A 21456-nucleotide genomic window follows, 5' to 3' on the forward strand; every position below is an offset into this window, starting at 1 on the left:
CCCGTTCCGGGCATCCTATAAGAGGGAAAGGAATCCGCAATGGAACAATACAATGTCACAGGCATGAGCTGCGCGGCCTGCTCTGCCCGGGTGGAAAAGGCCGTGAAGAAGGTGCCGGGCGTCACGAGCTGCTCGGTGAGCCTTCTGACAAACTCCATGGGCGTGGAAGGCACAGCCTCCCCTGCCGCCATCCTCTCGGCTGTGCAGGAAGCAGGCTACGGCGCAAGCCCGAAGAATGCCTCTGCCAGTAAGACTTCGGACGCCAGCGCCGACCTCGATGCACTGGCTGACCGCGAGACACCGAAGCTCAAGCGCCGTCTCATCGCCTCGCTGGGCTTCCTGCTGGTGCTGATGTACTTCTCCATGGGCCACATGATGTGGGGCTGGCCCCTGCCCCACTGGTTCGACGGCAACCACGTCGCCATGGGCCTTGTCCAGCTGCTGCTGGCGGGCATCGTCATGGTCATCAACCAGAAGTTCTTCATCAACGGATTTAAGGGCCTCATCCACGGCGCACCCAACATGGATACGCTGGTGGCCCTCGGCTCCATGGCAAGCTTCGTGTGGAGCACTTACGCCCTCTTCGCCATGACCCGCGCCCAGGTGGACGGAAACGACGAGCTCGTCATGCACTATATGATGGAGTTCTACTTCGAGTCTGCCGCCATGATCCTGACCCTCATCACGGTGGGCAAGATGCTGGAAGCCCGCTCCAAGGGCAAGACCACCGACGCCCTCAAGAGCCTGATGAAGCTGGCCCCCAAGACCGCCACGCTGGTGCGGGACGGCGCGGAAGTGACCGTGGCCATCGCCGACGTGCAGAAGGGCGACGTCTTTGTGGTCCGCCCCGGCGAGAATATCCCGGTGGACGGCGTGGTGCTGGAAGGCACCAGCGCAGTCAATGAGAGCGCCCTGACCGGCGAGAGCATCCCGGTGGACAAGGCCGTCGGCGACAAAGTCAGCGCCGCCACCACCAATCAGTCGGGCTTCCTCCGCTGTGAGGCTACCCGCGTGGGCGAGGATACCACGCTGGCTCAGATCATCAAGATGGTCAGCGATGCCGCCGCCACCAAAGCTCCTATCGCAAAAATCGCTGACACCGTGTCGGGCTTCTTCGTCCCGGCGGTCATCTCCATCGCCGTCGTCACCACCATCGTCTGGCTGCTGCTGGGCCATGAGCTGGGCTATGCACTGGCACGCGGCATCTCCGTTCTGGTCATCAGCTGCCCCTGCGCACTGGGCCTTGCAACACCTGTGGCTATTATGGTCGGCAATGGTCTCGGCGCAAAAAACGGCATCCTCTTCAAGACTGCTGCCTCGTTGGAAGCCGCAGGCCGCACCCAGATCGTGGCGCTGGACAAGACCGGCACCATCACCGAGGGCGCACCCCGCGTCACCGACCTGCTGCCCGCTGAGGGTGTCTCCGAGACGGAGCTTCTGACACTGGCCGCAGCGCTGGAAAGCCGCAGCGAGCACCCTCTGGCAAAGGCAGTTCTGGCCGACGCCGAGGCAAAGGCCATCACTCCCCCGGAAGTCACTGACTTCGCGGCCCTGCCGGGCAATGGTCTGGCGGCTAAACTGAACGGCATGGGCATCTATGCCGGCAATGCCGCCTTCATCCAGACCAAGCTCACCCTGCCCGCCGCACTGGCACAGCAGGCTGAAAAGCTGGCCTCTGAGGGCAAGACTCCCCTCTTCTTCGGCGGCGCAGGCCGTCTGCTGGGCGTTATCGCCGTGGCCGACACCATCAAGGAGGACAGCCCCGAAGCCATCCGTCAGCTGCAGAACATGGGCATCCGGGTCGTGATGCTCACCGGCGACAACCAGCGCACCGCCGACGCCATCGGCAGGCAGGCGGGCGTGGACGAGGTCATCGCGGGCGTCCTGCCCGACGGCAAGGAGGCCGTCATCCGCCAGCTGCAGGCCAGCGGCAAGGTGGCCATGGTGGGTGACGGCATCAACGACGCTCCCGCCCTCACCCGTGCCGACACCGGCATTGCCATCGGCGCAGGCACCGACGTGGCCATTGACGCCGCCGACGTCGTGCTGATGAACTCGAAGCTCTCGGACGTGCCTGCGGCCATCCGCCTCAGCCGCGCCACCCTGCGGAACATCCACGAGAACCTGTTCTGGGCGTTCATCTACAATATCATCGGCATCCCGCTGGCGGCTGGTCTGTTCATCCCCTTCGGCCTGACGCTGAACCCCATGTTCGGTGCTGCTGCCATGAGCCTGTCCAGCTTCTGCGTCGTGAGCAACGCCCTGCGGCTGAACCTGTTCGATTTGCACAGCACCAGGCACGACCACAAAACCGCTTCTCCCGCTGCTGCCCCGGTGCAGTCTGCGGCTGAAAATAACAAAAAATCGGACGCCGAAGCGCCCGAAGTCAAAACGGAGGATAATACCATGAAGAAGACCCTGAAAGTGGAAGGCATGATGTGCGGCCACTGCGAAGCCCGCGTGAAGAAGGCTCTGGAAGCCCTGCCCGAGGTGGACGAGGCTGTCGTGAGCCACGAGGCCGGCACCGCCATCGTCACCCTGAACGCCGAGGTCGCCGACGACGTGCTCAAGAACGCCGTCGAGGCACAGGACTACAAGGTCACCGGCATCCAGTAAGCTGTAAAATGCAGAAAAGCCAGCGCACGAGAAATGTGCGCTGGCTTTTGTTATAGGTCATAACCTCTCAGTCTCGCTATCGCTCAACAAGGCCGGGTTGCGGCACCCAGCATCCGCTGCGCATTGCGCGCGTCTTACTGGCCGCTGCCCCAACAACAACTCCCTGTTTCCGCCACTGGCGGCGGTCGTCGTTGTTGCCCCTACCGAGGGGAGCCTCTGGCAAAGAGACAAAGCTTTGCGAAATGCCAAGGCCTCTCCTCGATAGGAGAGGTGGCAATGCGAAGCATTGACGGAGAGGTTTCATTCCTTACGGAGTCAGACGGTTGGGGCCGCGGAACAGGAACTCGGCGTCCTTGATGGACTGGCCGCAGAGCAGCATGGTCAGACGGTCGATGCCCAGACCGAAGCCGCCGTGCGGAGGGCAGCCATACTGGAAGAACTCCAGATAGAACTTGACGTCATCGGCCAGGCCCTTCTCCTCTGCCTGCTTCTTCAGCACGTCGTAGCGATGCTCACGCTGTGCGCCGGTGGTGATCTCCACGCCGCGCCAGATGAGGTCGTAGCCCTGCGGCACGCCGTTCTCGTCGCGCATGTGGTAGAAAGCACGCTTCTCAGCGGAGTAGTCGGTGATAAACAGGAACTCGTGGCCGTAGTGCTTCTTGACCCAGTCGTAGCTCAGGCGCTCGGCCTCGGTGGTCAGGTCGCCCTTCTCGCTCTCATCGACAGTGTAGCCGAACTCCTCTTCCAGACCCTTGTACAGGTCGGCCAGCTTGACCACAGGGAACGGCGTGGTGGGGACGACGACTTCCAGACCAAACAGCTCCTTGATCTGCTCGCCGTACTGCTCCTTGACGGCCTTCAGACCGGCAGTCAGAAGCTCTTCCTCCATCTTCATGACGTCCTTGTAAGAGGTGATGTAGCTAAACTCGAGGTCGAAGCCGGAGAACTCGGTGGAGTGCTTATTGGTGTAGCTCTTCTCCGCGCGGAAGACGGGGCCAGTCTCAAAGATGCGCTCGAAGCCGGCGGCCATGGCCATCTGCTTATAGAACTGAGGACTCTGGGCCAGATAGGCGTTGCGGTCGAAGTAGTCCACCTTGAACACCTCAGAGCCGCTCTCGCTGGCAGCAGCGATGAGCTTCGGGGTGTGGATCTCGATGAAGCTGCGCTCGAGCAGGAACTGACGCATGGCGTTGACGAAGCAGCTCTGTGCCTTGAACATCAGCTGGTTCTCATCGGTGCGCAGGTCGATCCAGCGGTAGTCGATGCGCTGGTCGATGCTGGAACGCTCCACAGCCTTCTTCTTCTTGGTGGCGGCGATCTCCTTGCGGACGATGGGCAGCGCGTCGGCGATGCTCTCGATCTCGATGGTCTCGGGGATCATCTCGATGCCGCCCATCTTGACGTAGTCATTCTCCATCACCTTGCCGGTGACGGTGATGACAGAGTCCGGGGTCAGCTTGTCGATGATGTCCACCAGCTCGGGATGGTCCTCCTTCTCGACGGTGATCTGAAGTTTGCCGGTAATATCCTTCAGCACGATGAAGGCCATATATTTGCTGTTGCGCAGGTTCTCGATAAAGCCCTGCACCTTGACCGTGCTGCCAATTTCCTTTTGTACCTCATTGATATAGGTGCGTTCCATGGAAATCCTCCTTCTGTGTCTTGTATACTATTTTATTATATAACATTTCCGACATAAATCAAGACAAAACCACTTCGTTTCTCAAGATGCTCCGGCTCATCCCTGTTTCAGCTTTTTTCCCAGCCTCCACATCCAGCGTCCCGCCGCCGGGCAACAGATCAGCATCCAGAGCTTGCTCTTTTCACGCTTCTTGCTGTTCGGGACTCGCAAGGCCGCCCGCCAGTGCTCTCGCGCCATCCGCACGATCTTGGCTTGCAGCTCCGGATCGGCATGGTCGCTGCCCGCCATCCGGTAATATACATGGGCGCAGGCCACCACGAACCGCTCTTCCGCTGTACGGCTCATACTGCCCGGCTGTCTTTCCACCAAGGCACAAATTTTTTCCCAAGTAGTTATTTCGCTGTATTGTTTTGGTGAAAAGTCGCTCTGATGAATCGCTGAATCCGGCCGGATGTAATAGGCATAAAGTGCACAGGGCACACAAACGTACCCCTTCGTCCGCAGCAAGGCCTGCACCATAAATAGAGCATCTTCTCCGATAGCAATCTGTTCGTCATATCGAATATCTCGAACCAAATCCGCTCTCATCATTCCTCGAACGCACCGGGTACACACATTTTCATCCCAAAATGTATAATTTTCAATTTTATGTGTTTTCAGCGCAGGCATTTCTGTCGGAAGGTCACAGAATGGATCCGTCTCTTTCTCCTCAAAATCCACCTGTTTGCAAATTGCAAGAGGAAGTCTGCTTTCTTGTATTGCCCGGCAAAGCCATTCCAGATAACACGAAGCCACCACATCGTCCGCATCCACAAAGCACACATATTCGCCTTTTGCCTGTTCCAGCCCCCTGTTGCGTGCTGAGGACACCCCGCCATTTTTCTTATGCAGGGTGCGGATGCGCGGGTCCTTCTCCGCGTATCTCTCCATGATCTCAGGGCTGCCATCCGATGAGCCATCGTTTATCAGGAGCAGCTCAAAATTCGAATGCGTCTGTGTCAGGAGGCTCTCGATGCAGCGGGGAAGTTCTTTTTCTACATTGTAGACCGGTACGATCACGCTGATCTTCACATCTGTTCTGCCCGCCATCTTTTATCCTTTGCCTTTCTGCTCTGTTGATGTGCCGCCCAGCATCTCCGCTGTAACGTGATAATATTCCATCAGGTTCTGAAGTGCTTCATCGTTCCGCATCCTTCCGGCGGTGTTGACCGACATCAGGCACTGGCGCTGGCTGTTCCGGATGGTGAACCACTCCTTCGAGTTGGTGCTCACCTTTACTGCCGGGATCCTTTTCTGCGCTCCCACGATCTTGAGCCACATATCGTCCGCCGTCGGGCACAGCTTCATAATCTTCCCGCTGTCGAACTCGATGCCGCTGAAATAGCCTGCAGGATACAACACCCCTCCAACGCCCACCGGAAAAAGTGCTTTCGAAGGTCCTTTTTTGTCTGGCGACAAGCCGTACCACTCCTGATAAGGCGCCACCCTTCCGCCTTCAAACGTGATCTCATGCGCGCGGTAACAGCACACGCAGCCCGGATACTTTTCGTGGGTATCCCACAGCCCCTCCAGCCAGTTTTCCGGGTAGAGCGCATCATCATCCGCCGTAACGATCACATCATTTTCAAATTCCTGCGCGGTGTAGAACACCTTTTTAAAGGAGCGGATATTGTCGCAGAAGCGGATGTCCAGTCCCTTTTCTTTCAGGCGGAGCAGGTTTGCCGGGAGCTGTGCTTCCTCCGGAAATTCCTCCTTGGACAGCCAGAGCAGGATACGGTCCGCCGGACGGCTCTGCCGCAGGATGCTCTGGATCGTCAGATGGACTTTCCCGATTCGGAGCGGGAAGGTGGTCAGAGACACCACCATCCTTTCGCCCTGCGCTGTTCTCTGCTTCGGGAGCGGACTCCATGCACAATATATCGGATAAAGAGCATTCGCCGCCACTCCAAGCATCCGGTTCACGTTGATCTGGCGTTTCGTTGCCTTTGCCCATGGAGTCGCAAAGTGATACAGTTCATTCAGCATGTTATGTTTTCCTTATTTATGGTCATTTTTCTCTTCTTCGTGCAGCGTCCCGGTGCCGCCCTCCACCACGCCGTCGTGGTCGGCCACAGCCTTGATGGTGCCGAAGAAGCATTTGATGTCCAGCCAGAAGCTCATATGCTCCACATACCAGCCGTCGAGCTTCGCTTTCTCCGTGATCTCCAGCTCGTCGCGGCCATGGATCTGCGCCCAGCCGGTCAGGCCGGGACGGACGTCGTTTGCGCCGTACTTGTCCCGTTCGGCCAACAGGTCGTACTGGTTCCAGAGGGCCGGGCGCGGACCGATGACTGCCATATCGCCCACAAGGATATTCCACAGCTGGGGCAGCTCGTCCAGGCTGGTCTTGCGCAGGAAACGGCCCACCCGGGTGATATACTGCTCCGGGTCGTGGAGCAGATGGGTGGGCATGTCATGGGGGGTGTCGATGCGCATGGTGCGGAATTTCAGGATGTTGAAATAGCTTTTATGGATGCCCACCCGCTTCTGCTTGAAGAACACCGGCCCCGGCGAGTCCAGCTTGATGGCAAGGCAGAGCAAAAGCAGCAGCGGCGACAGCACCAGCAAGCCGCAGGCCGACAGTACCACGTCCAGCAGCCGCTTGATTCCTTTTTGATACATGATGGTTCTCCCTTTTATTCCTAGAATATACTTATTATATACCATTTTCCCCTGCCCAAACAAGCCCCGGGCCGCCTGTTCTGCCGAAAATGCCGGTTTTGTTGTATCGGCTATACCCGCCACGACACCCTCCGCTTCGCCACGGCAGAGCCGAACTATGCGCTCTACCTCATCACAGCCCCTACAGCGGCAGAGGTCGCAAAGGAATTCCGGCAGCTCATCGGCCCCAGCTATATCCCGCCCAAGTGGGCGTTTGGTCTGGCCCAAAGCCGCTTCGGCTACAAGACGGAGGCCGACATCCGGGAGGTGGCACAGCCCGCCGCCAACACCGCCCAGCTGAACGATACGGCCCTCACCTTCTGGCGCTTCGCGCCCGACGGCCTGCCTGCGCCCTACCGGATGTATACCGACGACGGCGTGACCACCGATCACAACAAGCCCGAACACTGGCGTATCGTCGGACAATAACGCAAAAACACCCGGAAGCATCTCCGGGTGTTTTTTGGTATTACAGGTATGCGACCGTCGCGGACAAGGGCTTTCTCGAGCCGTGGTTTGCCAGCGGCCCTGCGCCTTCTGCGGCATAGCCGAGGTCGAGGATCATCAGGACCTCTTCATTTTCCGGCAGGCCCAGCTCCTTGGCCAGCTCATCCGGGTCGAAGAAGTTGAGCCAACAGCTGTCCACACCTGCGTTGGCAGCGGCCAGCATCAGGTGGGTCGCCACGATGGCGGCATCCTCCACGCCGGAGTCCCGCTTTCCGCCGGGATAAGTAAAGACGCTGTTTTTATCGAAGGCCACGACGAGGCAGGTAGGCGCGCCATAGCGGCAGGGCGTCACCTTGTCGAGCTTTGCCAGGCTTTCTTCCGACTGCAGCACATAGATGCGCTGCTCCTGAAAATTCTTGGCGGTCGGGGCCAGCCTCCCCGCTTCCAGGATCTCCGTCAACTTCTCGGCTTCTACCTTACGTGTGCTGAAATTCTTGCAGGAATAACGCTCTGCAACGACCTTAGTAAATTCCATAACCGTTGTCCTCCTGACTTTGGGTGATAGACTTTTCATGTACAGAAGTCTCAGCATTATTGTAGCACGCTTTTTCTCTGAGAGCCACTGTTATTTTTACTAAAGGATCTGTCGTTTTTTAAGAAACGGCGCGTCCGATTCAGCCGGACATTCCCCGCAGGCCGCCCGGGTGAAAAGTCCTTGACAAATCCTTCTAAAAGAGTTACACTGTTCTCGTTCTGAAAAACAAATATGGGCCTATAGCTCAGCTGGGAGTGCAAGCGTATCGCTTTTGTGCCCCACAGAGTTGTGGGCATTCAAATGGGGAGTATGTCGGTTGGTCGCCCAACCGCGTCACGCCCCTAAATATGGGCCTATAGCTCAGCTGGGAGTGCAAGCGTATCGCTTTTGTGCCCCACAGAGTTGTGGGCATTCAAATGGGGAGTATGTCGGTTGGTCGCCCAACCGAGTCACGCCCCTAAATATGGGCCTATAGCTCAGTTGGGAGAGCGTTCGGTTCGCATCCGAGAGGTCAAGGGTTCGAATCCCTCTAGGTCCACCAATTCGCCGCATCGTTTTGTACGATGCGGCGTTTTTTATGTTCAAAAAACCTTGGCAGACCGTGCCGGGTTCCGAACCCTGAAGTCGGATGCGAACCGGGCGGGGGCATCAATGTACTTTTTGAAAATCCATCGGTTTCACGCTTCTTTCTTTGCATTTTGCAGAGTGCTGCGGGCAAGCGCATCGCTTTTATGCCCCCTTTTCGGAAATTTCTTCAAAAATTTCCGCACCATCGTAGGTTGATACCGCCTTGAGCTGCTCCACTTGGTCAAAGCTGGCGTTCAGAGTGATCGAGATTTCATAGTCCTTTCGGACGCGAATCTCCTTGATGAACTGCTGCAAGATGGCGCGGCGTTCATCGTGGCTGGCAGTGTCATACACATCCGCCCATGTAAACAACTCGTTGCAGATGTAGTTACTGCGCTTTGCCGTTTTGGTGGCTTCTTCGTATTCTTCCTGCGCCTGAACAAGCTGCTTTTCCAGAGTTTCCAAAGCCTCTCTTGCCTCGGCTACCAGTGTGCCGAGCAGTTCTTTGTCCAAGGCACTCACACCCCGGATGACGAGGATGGTTTCGGCTTTCAGGTCATCCAGTTCTTTCTGCTTAGCTTCCAAGTCTTTCTGGATTTTCTTGACCTTCTTCTGGATGCGGGCGGCATCGTTTGTCTTGACCGATTCCAGCAGCTTCTTCCGGGAGACCTCGCGGAACTGTGCAAAGATCTGCCGGACAACTTCTTCCACGATGGAATCCAGCTTGGAAACGCCGTAGCCGGACTGCCCATCGCAGTCACCCGGATGCCGAATCTTGTAGAAGCAGCTATACCGGGGGCGGACTTCTTTCACCGTATGCCCATCGGCGTAGGTGTGCGTCCGTCCGCTGCTGGTCAGGCTCAGGCGGTTGCCGCAGTGGGCGCAATAGACCAGCCCGGTCAGCAAGGCTTTAGAACTGGTGCCCAGCGAGGTGCCGCCGCGTTCACAGGTACGCGCTTGCCGCAGCTCCTGCGCCCGCTCAAACAAATCCGGGTCGATGATACGGAGCTGTGGGCACTCGGCTTCCACTGCACCATTGATGAGGTAGCCCGTGTAGCACTTGTTCTTTATCATCCGAACGATGCTGGTGTTAGGGATGTTCTTGCTGTTCCGGCCTACAACGCCCTGTTCATAAAGGTAGTGGCTCAACTTCTGTGCGCCGTAGCCCTCATAAACGTACTTGTGGAAGATCAGCCGGACGATTTCAGCTTCTGCTTCGTCAATCACAAGGTCACAGACCTCCTGATTTTTCTTGTTCACTCGGCCAAGACGGACACGCTTGTAGCCGTAAGGCACAGTACCGCCTGTGTAGTGGCCCTCCCCGGTGAGCTGTTCCAGCCTTGTCCGGGTACGGACGGAGGTTTTCAGGCTCTCGCCGGATGCCTGCCAGTAGCGGATGTAGTTCATCAGCTTGTCCACATGAGTGTCGAACCGCTGCTGTCCTTCGTTCACGCTCCAGACCTCGATGCCCTGCTTCGTGAACCATTCCACAATAAAGGGCGTTTCATCATCACGGCGGCCTAGACGGTCAAACATGAACACCAGCAGGATGTCGAATTTGCCTTCCATTGCAGCCTGTTGGATTTTCTGGAGTTCATCACGCTCTTTGGCAGACTTCTTGAAGCCGGAAACGCCTTTCTCGGAAAATTCCTTGACGATTTCCCAACCTTGACTTTCTGCGAAGTCGCGGCAGGATTCTTTCTGCATGGGGATGTCGTCTTTCTCGACCTGTCCCTTTGTTGAAACACGGTATAGGGTATAAACACGTTTTTTCATTTCAATCTCTCTTTCTTTAAGTGAGAAAGGAAAAATCAAACGTGTCTCGTCCATATTTTGTTTTCAAGGTTCAGTTCGATTTTATCTTATCTCACGCATTCAAGGAACACAAGGATGTCAGGCAGCGGTGTGTCCTGCCGTGCGCAGGATGGTAGTTTGCAGCAGCTTCTGGATCGCATCCAGACAGTCCGTATCCGCAGGCGCATAGGTGATTTTGACCTTGCAGCCTTTGACGGAAAGAGTTTCCGATTTAGCGGCGGTATCGCAGATAGCGTTCATAGGCCTCCTTTCTCCATACCCATTCGTTCAGATCGAGCTGATAGAGCAGCGCATAATTAAGCCGAATGAGTTCCGGGATGCTCAACCGCCCCATTGGGCGGATCAGCCGTCCCTTGCTGATGGTCTGAATGGATTCTCCCAAGATCATAGAAGGCTGCACAAAAGCCCGATTACCGCCCACAAGAACGTGGGCTTGGTGATCGGGCTTCTTTGCAGTATTGGATGTGACAGGCGCAATAATGAGGTTGGGCGAATAGCAGTTTGCGGTGTTGTTCTGCACCACGACCACAGGGCGAATGCCGCCCTGTTCGGAGCCGAGGTGCGGCTCCAGATTGGCGTAGTAAATATCACCACGCAGAAACTTTCGGTTGACTGGGATCATGTTCATCACCGCTTGCAGGGCAGACTGTGGGCACGACCAGCACCGTTGTAAATGGACAGGATCTGTTTCATGTGGCGGTCCGCCACATTGCCAGTGTCGTTCTGTGCCAGCCGGGTGATGGTCTTGGGGTGCACCGTGCGCAGCCGAAGAATCAGCCGTTCCCGGCTGTATTCGCCCTGATACAGAGCCAGAAAACGAGCCATGCCATGCAGGATGCCCGACAGGAAGGAATCAGAATCGCCACCCCAAGCATCTACAAGGATACTCAGCATTTCACGGTAAAGTGCTGCACCGTAGCTCTTGTAGATGTAGTAGGCCGAGCGGATGCAGTAGATTTTCCACGGGGCACGAATCCCATCCAGTGCAAACCGAACGCCCGTGTCCTCCGTTACCGAAACGAAGTCACAGGCGTTTTCTTCATGAGCTACCAGTTTGGCACGGAGCCGTTCACCAGCGGTCAGTTCGCTGGAAATGCCTGTCTGCACGGCGAACAGCAGAGCCTCATGTTCTTTGGAAAGGCCATAGAAGACCTTGCAGCGAATCGGGAGGTCACGCCCACCGTTGCACGTTTTCCGTGCCTCGATGGTGTTCTGTCCGTCAAAGACGAAGTAGCGGCCATCCCGGTAGCTGACTTTCGGCTCATTGGCGATGTACTCCGAAAAGTTGGCTGCAATTTTTGCAACTTTACCCATGCGGAGCAGCCGCTGATACTCGGCGCAGGGATTCAGCAGAACGCTGTCAACGTACCGCACTTCAAAGTTGCACTCCGGCAGGCTGGAAAGGTTCAGGTTGGAAAGCATCATAGCGTTTTCTCCTTTATTTTCAGAAGATACTGTACGGCATCTTCAGTCAAGTCGTGAATGATCTTGCGGCAGTCCGAATCTTCAAAAACATCCGGGTATTCTTTGAAAATCGTATTCCAGCGGCGAATGAAGTCCTCTTTGGCACCCTGCACCTCGCACATCATCAGGGAACCGTTTGCAACGGCTCGTTCCTGATAGCGATTATCAATGGATGCCTTCAGAGAGGTTCTTTCTTCGGTAGTAAGCTGGCGTTGATGCCCTTGGATGCTTTTGCTGATTTCAGAGGATACCTGTTTTGAAGAAGATGTTTCCGCTTTTCGGGGCTGACGTTCTTGCTTTGGCTTTCGCAACTCTGCAAGAGCAGCAGGAATTTCCGCTTTCGGCTTCTTTGCCAAGGCGGTAATCTCCGCATCCGTTGCTTTGATGCGCCCGGTCAGGATTTCCTCTCTTGCACCGGGGACTGCATCTTCCGCTGCGTCCACGCCTTTGGCATATTTTTCTGCTCGCTTTACGGTAGCCGCCCCAACGCCGTTTTGTGCGGCAATGCGCTCACAGGTGGAGAGCTGCTTTGCCCTCAATGGATCATTTTGAACCATTGAGGTGAACCGTCCGTTCTCATCGTGTGCCCGCTCTTTGGAGCCGCCCCGTGCCAGCTTTTCGGATTCATACAGCTTGCCCATCAGAAACTTCTTCCGTTCCGGGTCGAGATTTCTGCGTCCAAGCTGGTTCTGGCAGATCCATGAAAGAGCCGCGTAACGGTTATCCAGTTCGATCTCCTGTGTCTGGTAGGCGATGAACGGATGCTTCCGCAGGATGCGGTAGCGGGTATGTCCGTCCAGAATAAAGCCATTCCAGATGATAATGGGATTCAGCAGCCGCCCTTCGTGGAGAATGTTCTGCTCAAGCTGTTGTTCTTCTTCAAAATTCAGGGGCGGGATCTTGCCCTGAAACTCCGGGTCGATTTTAAGCGCATTCAGATTCATCATCGAAATGGCCTCGCTTCACATACTGCCCAGCGTTCTTATCGGGCTGTACATAATAATCGAAACCATAGCGAATCTGGCAGTAGGTGCAGACATCCTTGATCTTCTGCTTAGGGTCTGCGCGCCGGACGCGAACGCCCTTTGCCCCCTGAAAGGAATCCAGGCAAATCGGGCAGAGGGTAGTCAAGCTGGCTTCGTCTACGCAGTTGTTATAAAATCGACTCATATAGATTTCCTCCATATCGGTATTTTGATGGGAAATGTAAAACCACCAGCCGAGAAATCCTCAACTGGTGGTTTGAAAAATACTGTTTTTCTCCTATTTGTCCTCGACACCCCGGAGGTGGGAACTTTTCGGCGGCGGATTTGCACCGCTCCATTGGCATCTCAGCCACCCCGTCTGCTTTCTGACCGGGCCGCGAATTACGGAAGTATCATTGTCTGGAAGTACCGAAAAGCTGCTTCTTCAATTTTCAAGGTACACGGTACAGTTTCGGGTTTGTCGTCCCCTGTTAGGGGGGCTGCCCTTACTGTGACCATAGTGTACTTGAAAACTGAAGTTCTCGTTAGGAACCAGTAGTTCCGGTTTTGCCATTTTCACCGGAACCAATCGTTCCGGTTTACAACAGTAAAGCGTTTGATCAAGCAGATTCGCCCAGCATTTCCAGCATAACAAGAATCCGCCGCTGCATTTCTTTCAGTTCTTTGCGGAGCATTTGCAGCTGATCTTGCAGTTTCTGCTCCCGCTGGGACGCAGACACACCTAAGACGATGTAGTCCAGCGAGGAGCCAAATCGCTCCCGCAGCTCCACAAAGAGGTCGACAGACGGAACTTTCTCACCCTTCTCCAGATTTCTCATGTAGCGGTCACTGATGTTCAGGTCGATGGCAAGCTGTTCTTGTGTCACTTCACGGTCTTTTCGGAGGTTTTGGATTCGTTCACCCGTTGCAGCAGGATCATAATACATCACTCCCTCCGTTTCTTCCGCCGGGAGTGGGCGGAGCTTCATCTCCCATGCCGGATACGGCCAGCACATGATTTTTCACCAACATGAAAATACGGTCGGCATCAGCACTATGATTTTTGGTGCGCTTTTTGACGTTGGAAACTTCCAGCAATCGAGACAGTCGGAAGTACCATGTGGTCATCTTGAACCACGGAAGCAAATAGGTCGATTTCATTATCAATAATCCTCCAGTTATTTTACGGAATGTGAGCATTCGGACAAAAAGGATCGTGGTGGCCCACGACACCTTGCCCTTAAAAGCGCAAAAACGCCAGCCTCCCATTGAGGGAAGCTGGCGCAGTACAGCATATCGGCACGATTGTGGGTGGCAGAACGGAACGATTGTGCCTGTTTCGGAGCGGTCTGGTCTACGGCAGCAGACAGGCTTTTTTTGATGCGTTACCCCAATAAAAAATCACAGTTACCTCCACAAACGGCAACTGTGATCGAATAGCGCGTGAAATCGCCCGGACGAGTTACCGTTTTTTTTTTATAACTCGACCGGGAAACGCAAAAATCGGCACTATACTTCCTACTCACAGGAAATACAAGGTTATACCGCGTCATTCACCAGAACGATACAATACTATTGAGGTGAACGATGATGCCGAATTCTGACTTGAAGGTACTTGGAGAAAAGGTTCGCACGGAGCGCAAGCTGGCAGGTTTAACACAAGAACAACTTGCTGAACGCTGCCATGTTTCAACGAAGCATATCGCCAACATTGAAAAAGGCAGCATGAATCCATCTTACGAAATTCTTTTGGCGATTGCTCGTGTTTTGCCGGTTTCGCTTGATGCGCTGATTACTCCGGGGATGGGTAAAACGGAAATAGAGTTAAAAGAGTTCAATCGAATCTATCTTTCCTGTCCAGAAGCAGTGCGGGAAACCTTAATGGACTCGACCCGCACACTGGCAAAGCATCTGACAGAGTTTTACAGTAAAATTGAAAATCCTTGAAAATGTTTTGCTTGTGGTACAGTATAGCATATTTTTCAAAGTCACTATACCAAAACGAACCCAAAAGCAAACCAATTTTATACCAATTCAGTCGATTCCCAAGCTGACCTGAATCTCTGTTTCCAAATCATTTTCCAATGCCGTATATAGTTCTTGTGGTGTACGGCAAAGAATTGCATTGAAATTGATGGGATTGCCTTCATTAAAAAGCCTTACATATCCCCAGCGGCATGGAACAACGTCCAAATAGGTCGCAGACTCTAAAAAGCTATGGAAGTGAGTCAATACTTCTTCAAATGTTCGCATGGTTCGACCTCCTGAATTAAGTTATCTCTATCTTAGAATATTCTTGGTCATCTATGCAAGGATGCCGATTTTGTACAGCACAGAAAACGATAAAAGCCATACCGAAGAGTCCTACTAGGATCTCACGGTATGGCTTTTATTACAGATTGCGATTCAATCGCACCGATTCCGATGATGGGACAAATTGATATCCAATGTTGGAAACCGTTTTAATATAACGGGGGTGATCTTTGTCATCCTCTATTTTCTGGCGGATTCGACCGATCGTGCTGGTGACGGCTCTCAAATAGCTTTCGCTGTCCTTATGCCAGACTGCTTCAAAGATCTGCTCCTTTGTAAACAGTTTGCCCGGATGCTGTGCCATCAAACTCAAAACACCGTATTCATAACGACTCATGTACACCTCTGTTCCGTGTTTGAAAACACGGTGGTGTTCCAAGTTGATTTCCAGATCGGGACTGCTCAGAGCGTCTGTGGGATTCCGCATCAAATCGAACCATTCAAAAATCGTCTGCTCTTGCGGTGGGCAGTGATCCTTCGTGATGCGAACAACAACTTCAATTTTTTGCATACAACAGACAATCCTCCCCCAAAGCCAAATCTATATCACTCGATATGGAAAATCGGGTGTAGCTCGCATTTCCGCATTGACCGTGCACTACGATGCCGTGTGCTTTAGCCGCCGTCGTTTTTGGAATCCCGAAAGTTCAGAGCCGCCAGCAGGCATCCAAACGCGCCTGCCCAGAGAAGGTCGGTATAGAGCCATACTTGGAGAATGGCAAAAATCACCCCTGCGATCAGCAGCAGGATGCCAGCCGTTAACAGCAGACGTGCCGATAACTGCTCCATCTTAGGTATCCCTTTCTGTGCGAAGATAGTGCTGCACCCGGTGGACGTCCCCGGAACGAACTGCAATGTACCACAAGGATTGAGTCACTGCCCCGGTAGGCATTGGTGTATTCAGCGGCACCAGAAGCAGTGCCGCCCGCACCTTGTAGGGAATATTGTTTTCCGCCATACGACGGCTTTTTTCTTTTGCCATCGCTCGACAGATACTTCTTATTTAATACTTTTCTTAAACAATAACCATGTGCTGATGAAGTAGCAAATCAATAGCAAAGCAAGAATGCTTACCGTCGTACCGATTTGTGACATCAATGCGCCGAAACCAATATAGGCAGAGATTTCTGCGGAGATCGTTTGAATAAAATAAATTATGACCATTGTGGACACGATGATGGCGACAACGATTGGCAGTCCAAACCAGATGCCTAATTGTTTCAATACCAGTTTACCTATGTGAGTATCCTCCACACCCAATTTGCGAAGTACCGAGAAGCGATATTTATATTGGCTTGCATCCAAAAGTTGCTGCAAAGATAACACCGTAAGACAAATTACCATCAGCACAACAGCTGCATAGAGCATAGACGCCTGCAAAACAAAATTACTTGCTTTTGTGGTATTGACTTGTAGGGTACTCAAGCGAATGGCATAACTGACGCCGGTATCGGTTATTTCTGGATACTCGGCTGAAAAAGCCTGTTCTAAGGTGCGGGCATTTTCATAGGAAATGCTTTCCGTCGTCATGATATAACGGTTCCGAATCACCGAGAGTAAGTTTTCGCAGATACTATCTGGAAATACATAGAGTACATCCGTATAAGAGTTATAGGCCGTTTCTCCAATTGCTTCCTCGTAAAAAGAATGTTCAGAAAGTGTAAGTTCCCCTGCGTCTGTCAGAATGCTGCTATGCTCTTTCAAAAAGCTATCCCGTTCTTCGTTCGTTGCAATAGATTGCCACTGTGTTGTGAACTCGTCCTCTGATAAAGTGATCGGTTCATATCCCAGCATTTTGCGAATGGTGTTGTAATCACTTAAAGAAATTGCCACAACAGGAAAGTCGTATTTCATCCGGTTATGAAAATCGTCCTTGCTCGGCAGATAAAGAGAAAAGGTGCAATCATAGTCAGTTTCAATCCCATGTTCTGATAGAAAATCCGTTACAAGTTCGTAATTGTCATCGGGCAGGTTTTCTTCGTCGTATACATCGTTATAACGAGAGGAAATCTGCACATCGTACATAGAACGTATATCAAGATAGCCGGAAGCCCATCCCACCAGAATGGGGGCTGCAATAAACATAAAAATTGCAAGCACTAAGGTTACACAGATCAGCGTCATAGTCTTGCTGGTAGTATTCAGTTTGGATGTAATCTGCCCAAAAAAGAACAGATTTTCGCCCTTGTATCTGTGTTCCGGGGCCTTTGCTTTCCATGCAACAATAAAGCTGCTGCTAAGATAAATGACACAACAAATGAAGAAAAGAAGATCAATCAGGAGAAATAACAAGTATTGATTGATTGCCCCGGCCCCCAAAGCCAGATAGTATCGACTGGTCAAAGCCGGCACACTGGCGGCCATAACCGTGTTCAGAACTGTGCATACCAGCAGTCCCGGAAGCAGGGTAGAAACGCCGGTTTTTCTCTTTCTAATCAGCCAGAATCCAGACCAAAGTAATGTAATGGCCGGAAATAGAATGTTTCCCCAGAACATGAGTTTGGCAGGGATAGCAAAACGGCCATCATAGTAGAATACTATTTTTTGCACGCCAGTGAGAAGCATCCACACTGTGAATCCTTCAAACAGCAGAACCACAGCAGCAATCCAGCGGCTCTTTTTTAGCTCAGGATCATTTTCTTTCTCCGCTGCCAACATATCAATGATTTTGGTTTTGCGAATAGTGCGAGTATTGAATATCCCAACAATCAAGAAGCTGAATATAAAGAAGCCGATTGTCAGCAAGACTGTATCCGGAAATAGTGTCCACGACAATTCATAGCTTTTTCCATAGGTAGTCAACAGCATGGCTGTGATAAACTGGGAGCAGAATACACCGAGAAAAATTCCAATGGCAATCGAGAGGATCCCCATCATAAAAGTTTCTGCAAAGAAAAGTCTGCCGACGGTCTTTTGTTCCATTCCCATAATGGACTGGACCGCAAACTCTTTTTGTTTACGCCGCAGCATATAGTGATTGACAAAACGAATCAAGAAAAGTAAGAACAGAGTAATGACGCAGATCGCGGCCTTCATGCCATCACTCAAGATTGTGAAATTGTACTCGCTTCCAATATCGGGTTGGTAGTAGCGGCTGGAAATAGACAGAAAGGAATAAAACAAGGTGACACAGATCGTCATGGTCACGATATAAATCAAATAGTCTTTGACGGAGCGCTTTGCATTGCGGAAAACAAGTTTAGCATACATGACTTTGTCCTCCTCCAATCATGGTAAGGACATTGAGGATTTTCTCAAAGAAGGCACTCCTGCTGTCGTTGCCTTTGCGCAGTTCGGTAAAAATGGCTCCGTCTTGCAGAAAAAGAATTCTGCTGGCGTAACTGGCGGTAAAGGCATCATGCGTCACCATAAGAATCGTCGCACTAAGTTGTTCGTTGATGCTCTGGATCGTAGACAGAAGCATTTGCGCCGAATGGCTATCCAACGCACCGGTTGGTTCATCTGCCAAAAGCAGTTTGGGATTGTTGATAATTGCCCTGGCACACGCACAACGCTGCTTCTGGCCGCCGGAAACCTGATAGGGATACTTGTTTAAAATATCCGTGATATTGAGCTTTTGGGCAATGTCTTGGATACGCAGCTCCACATCTCTGGCGGGCGTTTTATTGATGGAAAGAGCCAATGCAATGTTTTCAGAAATCGTCAGGGTATCCAGCAGATTAAAGTCTTGAAACACAAAGCCAAGATTCTCCCTGCGAAACCGGGCAATGGCCTTGGGCTTTATCTCCGTAACATCCGTTCCTCCCAAATAGATGTGTCCTGCGCTCACGGTATCAATCGTGGAAATACAGTTGAGCAAAGTCGTCTTTCCAGAGCCGGAAGCGCCCATAATGCCCAGAAACTCACCAGCTTCTACCGAAAAGCTAATATCTCGGATTGCTTTTGTGATATTTCCCTCATTGCCATAGTATTTCTGGATATGTTCTAATTTTAAAATGGGTTCCATTGTCTTACCTCCATGAATCATCCATGCCTCTATTGTAGCGGGTACGCAGAGTTGTTTGTATCAAGTTTTCTTACACACTTCTTACAAAAATGAAAGAAGTGCAGAGCGTGTCAGCCCTGCACTCCAGCGACAAAGTCGTTGATTGGGAAGATAAGAGAAACGCTTGTCCCGTTGCCCTGGGAACAGACTGACAATCCAATCCCCAGTTTATCGCAGAGCCGTTTACAAAGGTACAGGCCAATCCCGGTGGAACTATGAACCGTTCGGCCATTCTGTCCGGTAAATCCCTTCTCGAAAACGCGGGGCAAATCGCTCTGTGGGATTCCGATTCCATTATCTTCTACAGATAAAATCACCTGATTATGTTTCTGCGCCGTAGAAAAGCGCAACGATGGTTGCTCCGTCCGATACTTTACCGCATTGCTGATAATTTGATTCAGAATGAATCGTACCCACTTATCATCCATATAGGCGATTTTTCCATCATCCTCCACCTCAACCGTCACATGGTTTTTGCGTAGTAGGTATTTACTGTCTGCGATTGCATCATGGACCACATCTCTAATCCGTATCTCACGGACGGTATAATCTTTTTCCGTATGCTCACTTCGGGCATAGTAAAGGGCTTGTTCTGTAAAGTGGTTTATATTTTCAACCTCTACCAGTAGCTCTCTGGTAAATTCTGAACGATTATTTTCACAGATCAGCTTCATGGCGGTAATCGGAGTTTTGACCTCATGAATCCATTGCTCTATATATTCCTTGTATTCTTGCCGTTCGCTCTGGATTTCGCCGATCTTTTCCAGCATAGACTTTTCGGCCATTTTCAAAATCTGATAAAAGACCTGTTCATCGGCTCTTTCCGGCATGGCCATCACTTCGGGCATCAGATATTTTTCCCCCAACTGCTCGGCCATTACCAACAGCGTTTCACAATGTCTTTTTTGTATGAAAAAAGAGACCGTCAGATAGCAAACTACAACCACAATCCAGACCAAAGCGATAAAGGAAATGGCTTGGCGGGAGGTCCCGGTGGCGATCAAAAATAGTGCAAGTGCCAATACCCCCAAAAGGTTCAGCAGGAGCACGGGCAGTTGATTTTTCAGATATTGTTTGCCGCTCATAGTGTATATCCCTGCCTGTGTTTTGTTTTAATGAAGTCGTGCAGGCCAATGTAATCCAATTTATTCCGAATGCGAGTGATATTGACACTGAGGGCATTGTCATCAATGTAGAGTTGATTATCCCAAAGAAAATCTACCATATCATTTCTGGAACAGATTTTTCCGGCGTTCTTAAAAAGGTAGTAGAGGATTTTCAATTCGTTTTTTGTCAATTCTGCTTTCTGACCTTTATATTCAATCATGCTGCTTTCCAGGTGTAGCGTTGCATCATTCCATGTCAATATCTCGGATTGTTCAGAAGCGTATACACGCCGCAAGAGGGCGGCAATTTTGGCAAGTAAAATTGCTGTATTGTATGGTTTTGTGATAAAGGCATCACCGCCAAGCATGATGCTGTTCAGCTCGTCCATATCGGTATTGCAGCTTGTCACAAAAATAATTGGAACATTAGAAATGCTGCGGATTTTAGAGCAGATAGAAAAGCCGCTCTCATTGGGCAATTTAATATCCAGTAATATGAGGTGAGGTTCTTCTGCTTTGAAAGTGTCGGTGACCTTTGAAAAATCCTTTACTGAAACAGCAGTATATCCATTGCCTCGCAAAAGGGTTTCCATTTCACCTTGTATGACAGGATCGTCCTCAATAATCAATATTTTATATGGTTTCATGTTTTAGTGCCTTCCCTTGCTTTGTTCTTCCGTCAATCGGTTTGTCTGCATCCTTTGGTACCAACCAGACACCGGCCATTTTCACAGCGCCGGGAATACGGTCGGCGGTGCAATAGTAATTTACTCTACGAGGTGTCACGCCCCACTTCTCGGCGGCCTCTTTCAATGTCATATAGTCCATTTCGCACCTCCACAGAGTACATTATAGTTCCTCATCTCGAATAATGCAAGAAACATAATATGAATTATAAAGTTTAATCTTACTGCATTCTCTGAACTTAGGATACTCATTAGAATGGGGGTTAAGATAACGATATAGATGTACTTCACCTTGCCCTCATACTGCGGCAACAGGGCTTTCAGTGCTTCAAGATTATCGCCGTGGATGATCATGTTCTCACTGTCGTTGTTCTCGGTGTGCTGCCCCTGCTCATCAAAACTGTATTGCCGCTCCAGCACCCGGAAGGGAACTTCCTGATGATGGTTCATGACTTTATTTTTACCGGTCCATTCCAAGGTTAGCATGGCGTTTTTCTCCAATCTAAAAATTTCAAACTGCGGACAAAAAGGACGCATTGTTGTAGACCAATTAAGCAAAGTCAATAGCACAGGTAGCCAATAAGAACGAAATCG

Annotated in this window: 25 protein-coding genes, 1 tRNA gene and 1 pseudogene; 4 read left to right on the forward strand and 23 right to left on the reverse strand. The window is 51.8% G+C overall.

Features of this window, described 5'->3' with window-relative positions; genetic code table 11:
- Window positions 1–39: 39 nt before the first annotated feature.
- On the forward strand, window positions 40–2616 hold the full coding sequence (locus J3349_RS12905) for a heavy metal translocating P-type ATPase (protein WP_207677693.1): 2577 nt from the start codon (window positions 40–42) through the stop codon (window positions 2614–2616).
- Between the two features lie 307 nt (window positions 2617–2923).
- On the opposite strand, the gene aspS is transcribed toward J3349_RS12905, so the two are convergent.
- The 4 genes from aspS to J3349_RS12925 form a co-directional block, all read right to left on the reverse strand.
- On the reverse strand, window positions 2924–4258 hold the full coding sequence (gene aspS, locus J3349_RS12910) for an aspartate--tRNA(Asn) ligase (RefSeq protein WP_207677694.1): 1335 nt from the start codon (window positions 4256–4258) through the stop codon (window positions 2924–2926).
- Window positions 4259–4354: 96 nt separating this feature from the next.
- On the reverse strand, window positions 4355–5347 hold the full coding sequence (locus J3349_RS12915) for a glycosyltransferase (protein ID WP_207677695.1): 993 nt from the start codon (window positions 5345–5347) through the stop codon (window positions 4355–4357).
- A 3-nt stretch (window positions 5348–5350) separates the two neighbouring features.
- Window positions 5351–6283, reverse strand: coding sequence for a glycosyltransferase family 2 protein (locus J3349_RS12920; RefSeq protein ID WP_207677696.1), 933 nt, complete (start codon window positions 6281–6283; stop codon window positions 5351–5353).
- 12 nt (window positions 6284–6295) lie between these two features.
- Complete coding sequence (locus J3349_RS12925; protein WP_207677697.1) at window positions 6296–6919, reverse strand: sugar transferase; 624 nt, start codon at window positions 6917–6919, stop codon at window positions 6296–6298.
- A gap of 306 nt (window positions 6920–7225) precedes the next feature.
- On the opposite strand from J3349_RS12925, the gene J3349_RS14275 reads away from it, so the two are divergent.
- Window positions 7226–7387 carry a hypothetical protein gene (locus J3349_RS14275; protein WP_347565014.1) on the forward strand — a complete coding sequence of 54 codons (162 nt, stop codon included), beginning with the start codon at window positions 7226–7228 and terminating at the stop codon, window positions 7385–7387.
- A 40-nt stretch (window positions 7388–7427) separates the two neighbouring features.
- Here the strand turns inward: J3349_RS14275 and J3349_RS12935 are convergent, their stop codons facing one another.
- On the reverse strand, window positions 7428–7940 hold the full coding sequence (locus tag J3349_RS12935; protein WP_158397144.1) for a nitroreductase family protein: 513 nt from the start codon (window positions 7938–7940) through the stop codon (window positions 7428–7430).
- A gap of 465 nt (window positions 7941–8405) precedes the next feature.
- Here J3349_RS12935 and J3349_RS12940 point away from each other — a divergent pair.
- Window positions 8406–8481 (forward strand) — tRNA-Ala (locus J3349_RS12940).
- 188 nt (window positions 8482–8669) lie between these two features.
- Here the strand turns inward: J3349_RS12940 and J3349_RS12945 are convergent.
- From J3349_RS12945 to J3349_RS12980, 8 genes are all read right to left on the reverse strand, one after another.
- Window positions 8670–10283, reverse strand: a complete 1614-nt coding sequence (locus tag J3349_RS12945) for a recombinase family protein (protein ID WP_207677698.1) — start codon at window positions 10281–10283, stop codon at window positions 8670–8672.
- Window positions 10284–10400: 117 nt separating this feature from the next.
- Complete coding sequence (locus J3349_RS12950) at window positions 10401–10562, reverse strand: hypothetical protein (RefSeq protein ID WP_207677699.1); 162 nt, start codon at window positions 10560–10562, stop codon at window positions 10401–10403.
- Entirely contained in the window at window positions 10534–10950 is a 417-nt protein-coding gene (locus tag J3349_RS12955; protein WP_242699655.1) for a type II toxin-antitoxin system PemK/MazF family toxin, read from the reverse strand. Before J3349_RS12955 ends, J3349_RS12950 begins: the two co-directional genes overlap by 29 nt.
- Entirely contained in the window at window positions 10950–11747 is a 798-nt protein-coding gene (locus J3349_RS12960; protein WP_207677700.1) for a DUF6551 family protein, read from the reverse strand. Before J3349_RS12960 ends, J3349_RS12955 begins: the two co-directional genes overlap by 1 nt.
- Window positions 11744–12733, reverse strand: a complete 990-nt coding sequence (locus tag J3349_RS12965) for a hypothetical protein (protein ID WP_207677701.1) — start codon at window positions 12731–12733, stop codon at window positions 11744–11746. Before J3349_RS12965 ends, J3349_RS12960 begins: the two co-directional genes overlap by 4 nt.
- Complete coding sequence (locus tag J3349_RS12970; RefSeq protein ID WP_097783479.1) at window positions 12711–12956, reverse strand: hypothetical protein; 246 nt, start codon at window positions 12954–12956, stop codon at window positions 12711–12713. Before J3349_RS12970 ends, J3349_RS12965 begins: the two co-directional genes overlap by 23 nt.
- A gap of 415 nt (window positions 12957–13371) precedes the next feature.
- On the reverse strand, window positions 13372–13698 hold the full coding sequence (locus J3349_RS12975) for a helix-turn-helix transcriptional regulator (RefSeq protein ID WP_207677702.1): 327 nt from the start codon (window positions 13696–13698) through the stop codon (window positions 13372–13374).
- Complete coding sequence (locus J3349_RS12980) at window positions 13688–13912, reverse strand: hypothetical protein (RefSeq protein ID WP_005939514.1); 225 nt, start codon at window positions 13910–13912, stop codon at window positions 13688–13690. The genes J3349_RS12975 and J3349_RS12980 overlap by 11 nt, the downstream gene beginning before the upstream one ends.
- Window positions 13913–14341: 429 nt before the next feature.
- Here J3349_RS12980 and J3349_RS12985 point away from each other — a divergent pair, with 429 nt between their 5' ends.
- Window positions 14342–14698: a helix-turn-helix transcriptional regulator gene (locus tag J3349_RS12985; RefSeq protein WP_120120193.1), complete on the forward strand. Its 357-nt coding sequence runs from the start codon at window positions 14342–14344 to the stop codon at window positions 14696–14698.
- An 87-nt stretch (window positions 14699–14785) separates the two neighbouring features.
- Here J3349_RS12985 and J3349_RS12990 read toward each other — a convergent pair whose 3' ends face one another.
- The 10 genes and pseudogenes from J3349_RS12990 to J3349_RS14110 all read right to left on the reverse strand — a co-directional run.
- On the reverse strand, window positions 14786–15004 hold the full coding sequence (locus J3349_RS12990; RefSeq protein WP_005946639.1) for a hypothetical protein: 219 nt from the start codon (window positions 15002–15004) through the stop codon (window positions 14786–14788).
- A gap of 139 nt (window positions 15005–15143) precedes the next feature.
- Entirely contained in the window at window positions 15144–15575 is a 432-nt protein-coding gene (locus J3349_RS12995; protein WP_207677703.1) for a winged helix-turn-helix domain-containing protein, read from the reverse strand.
- A gap of 104 nt (window positions 15576–15679) precedes the next feature.
- Window positions 15680–15853: a hypothetical protein gene (locus J3349_RS13000; RefSeq protein ID WP_242699649.1), complete on the reverse strand. Its 174-nt coding sequence runs from the start codon at window positions 15851–15853 to the stop codon at window positions 15680–15682.
- A 1-nt stretch (window position 15854) separates the two neighbouring features.
- Window positions 15855–16046: a hypothetical protein gene (locus J3349_RS13005; RefSeq protein WP_160141231.1), complete on the reverse strand. Its 192-nt coding sequence runs from the start codon at window positions 16044–16046 to the stop codon at window positions 15855–15857.
- A 17-nt stretch (window positions 16047–16063) separates the two neighbouring features.
- Window positions 16064–18274, reverse strand: a complete 2211-nt coding sequence (locus J3349_RS13010) for an ABC transporter permease (RefSeq protein WP_097783684.1) — start codon at window positions 18272–18274, stop codon at window positions 16064–16066.
- Window positions 18264–19031: an ABC transporter ATP-binding protein gene (locus tag J3349_RS13015; RefSeq protein WP_207677704.1), complete on the reverse strand. Its 768-nt coding sequence runs from the start codon at window positions 19029–19031 to the stop codon at window positions 18264–18266. The genes J3349_RS13010 and J3349_RS13015 overlap by 11 nt, the downstream gene beginning before the upstream one ends.
- 110 nt (window positions 19032–19141) lie before the next feature.
- A complete protein-coding gene (locus J3349_RS13020) occupies window positions 19142–20155 on the reverse strand; it encodes a sensor histidine kinase (protein WP_097783682.1) in 1014 nt (337 codons plus the stop codon).
- Window positions 20152–20823: a response regulator transcription factor gene (locus J3349_RS13025; RefSeq protein WP_097783681.1), complete on the reverse strand. Its 672-nt coding sequence runs from the start codon at window positions 20821–20823 to the stop codon at window positions 20152–20154. The genes J3349_RS13020 and J3349_RS13025 overlap by 4 nt, the downstream gene beginning before the upstream one ends.
- Window positions 20810–21004: a helix-turn-helix domain-containing protein gene (locus J3349_RS13030; RefSeq protein ID WP_097783680.1), complete on the reverse strand. Its 195-nt coding sequence runs from the start codon at window positions 21002–21004 to the stop codon at window positions 20810–20812. Before J3349_RS13030 ends, J3349_RS13025 begins: the two co-directional genes overlap by 14 nt.
- Window positions 20992–21456: pseudogene (locus J3349_RS14110) on the reverse strand (hypothetical protein); the annotation flags it as partial. The gene J3349_RS13030 and the pseudogene J3349_RS14110, both read right to left, overlap by 13 nt.

Origin of the sequence: Faecalibacterium sp. Marseille-P9590 (assembly GCF_017377665.1) — a bacterium.
GTDB lineage: Bacteria > Bacillota > Clostridia > Oscillospirales > Ruminococcaceae > Faecalibacterium.

Coding starts and splice junctions, on each gene's coding strand:
- J3349_RS12905 (WP_207677693.1), top strand. CDS start 40: ATGGAACAATACAATGTCACAGGCATGAGCTGCGCGGCCTGCTCTGCC.
- aspS (WP_207677694.1), bottom strand. CDS start 4,258: ATGGAACGCACCTATATCAATGAGGTACAAAAGGAAATTGGCAGCACG.
- J3349_RS12915 (WP_207677695.1), bottom strand. CDS start 5,347: ATGGCGGGCAGAACAGATGTGAAGATCAGCGTGATCGTACCGGTCTAC.
- J3349_RS12920 (WP_207677696.1), bottom strand. CDS start 6,283: ATGCTGAATGAACTGTATCACTTTGCGACTCCATGGGCAAAGGCAACG.
- J3349_RS12925 (WP_207677697.1), bottom strand. CDS start 6,919: ATGTATCAAAAAGGAATCAAGCGGCTGCTGGACGTGGTACTGTCGGCC.
- J3349_RS12935 (WP_158397144.1), bottom strand. CDS start 7,940: ATGGAATTTACTAAGGTCGTTGCAGAGCGTTATTCCTGCAAGAATTTC.
- J3349_RS12945 (WP_207677698.1), bottom strand. CDS start 10,283: ATGAAAAAACGTGTTTATACCCTATACCGTGTTTCAACAAAGGGACAG.
- J3349_RS12950 (WP_207677699.1), bottom strand. CDS start 10,562: ATGAACGCTATCTGCGATACCGCCGCTAAATCGGAAACTCTTTCCGTC.
- J3349_RS12955 (WP_242699655.1), bottom strand. CDS start 10,950: ATGAACATGATCCCAGTCAACCGAAAGTTTCTGCGTGGTGATATTTAC.
- J3349_RS12960 (WP_207677700.1), bottom strand. CDS start 11,747: ATGATGCTTTCCAACCTGAACCTTTCCAGCCTGCCGGAGTGCAACTTT.
- J3349_RS12965 (WP_207677701.1), bottom strand. CDS start 12,733: ATGATGAATCTGAATGCGCTTAAAATCGACCCGGAGTTTCAGGGCAAG.
- J3349_RS12970 (WP_097783479.1), bottom strand. CDS start 12,956: ATGAGTCGATTTTATAACAACTGCGTAGACGAAGCCAGCTTGACTACC.
- J3349_RS12975 (WP_207677702.1), bottom strand. CDS start 13,698: ATGTATTATGATCCTGCTGCAACGGGTGAACGAATCCAAAACCTCCGA.
- J3349_RS12980 (WP_005939514.1), bottom strand. CDS start 13,912: ATGAAATCGACCTATTTGCTTCCGTGGTTCAAGATGACCACATGGTAC.
- J3349_RS12985 (WP_120120193.1), top strand. CDS start 14,342: ATGCCGAATTCTGACTTGAAGGTACTTGGAGAAAAGGTTCGCACGGAG.
- J3349_RS12990 (WP_005946639.1), bottom strand. CDS start 15,004: ATGCGAACATTTGAAGAAGTATTGACTCACTTCCATAGCTTTTTAGAG.
- J3349_RS12995 (WP_207677703.1), bottom strand. CDS start 15,575: ATGCAAAAAATTGAAGTTGTTGTTCGCATCACGAAGGATCACTGCCCA.
- J3349_RS13000 (WP_242699649.1), bottom strand. CDS start 15,853: ATGGAGCAGTTATCGGCACGTCTGCTGTTAACGGCTGGCATCCTGCTG.
- J3349_RS13005 (WP_160141231.1), bottom strand. CDS start 16,046: ATGGCAAAAGAAAAAAGCCGTCGTATGGCGGAAAACAATATTCCCTAC.
- J3349_RS13010 (WP_097783684.1), bottom strand. CDS start 18,274: ATGTATGCTAAACTTGTTTTCCGCAATGCAAAGCGCTCCGTCAAAGAC.
- J3349_RS13015 (WP_207677704.1), bottom strand. CDS start 19,031: ATGGAACCCATTTTAAAATTAGAACATATCCAGAAATACTATGGCAAT.
- J3349_RS13020 (WP_097783682.1), bottom strand. CDS start 20,155: ATGAGCGGCAAACAATATCTGAAAAATCAACTGCCCGTGCTCCTGCTG.
- J3349_RS13025 (WP_097783681.1), bottom strand. CDS start 20,823: ATGAAACCATATAAAATATTGATTATTGAGGACGATCCTGTCATACAA.
- J3349_RS13030 (WP_097783680.1), bottom strand. CDS start 21,004: ATGGACTATATGACATTGAAAGAGGCCGCCGAGAAGTGGGGCGTGACA.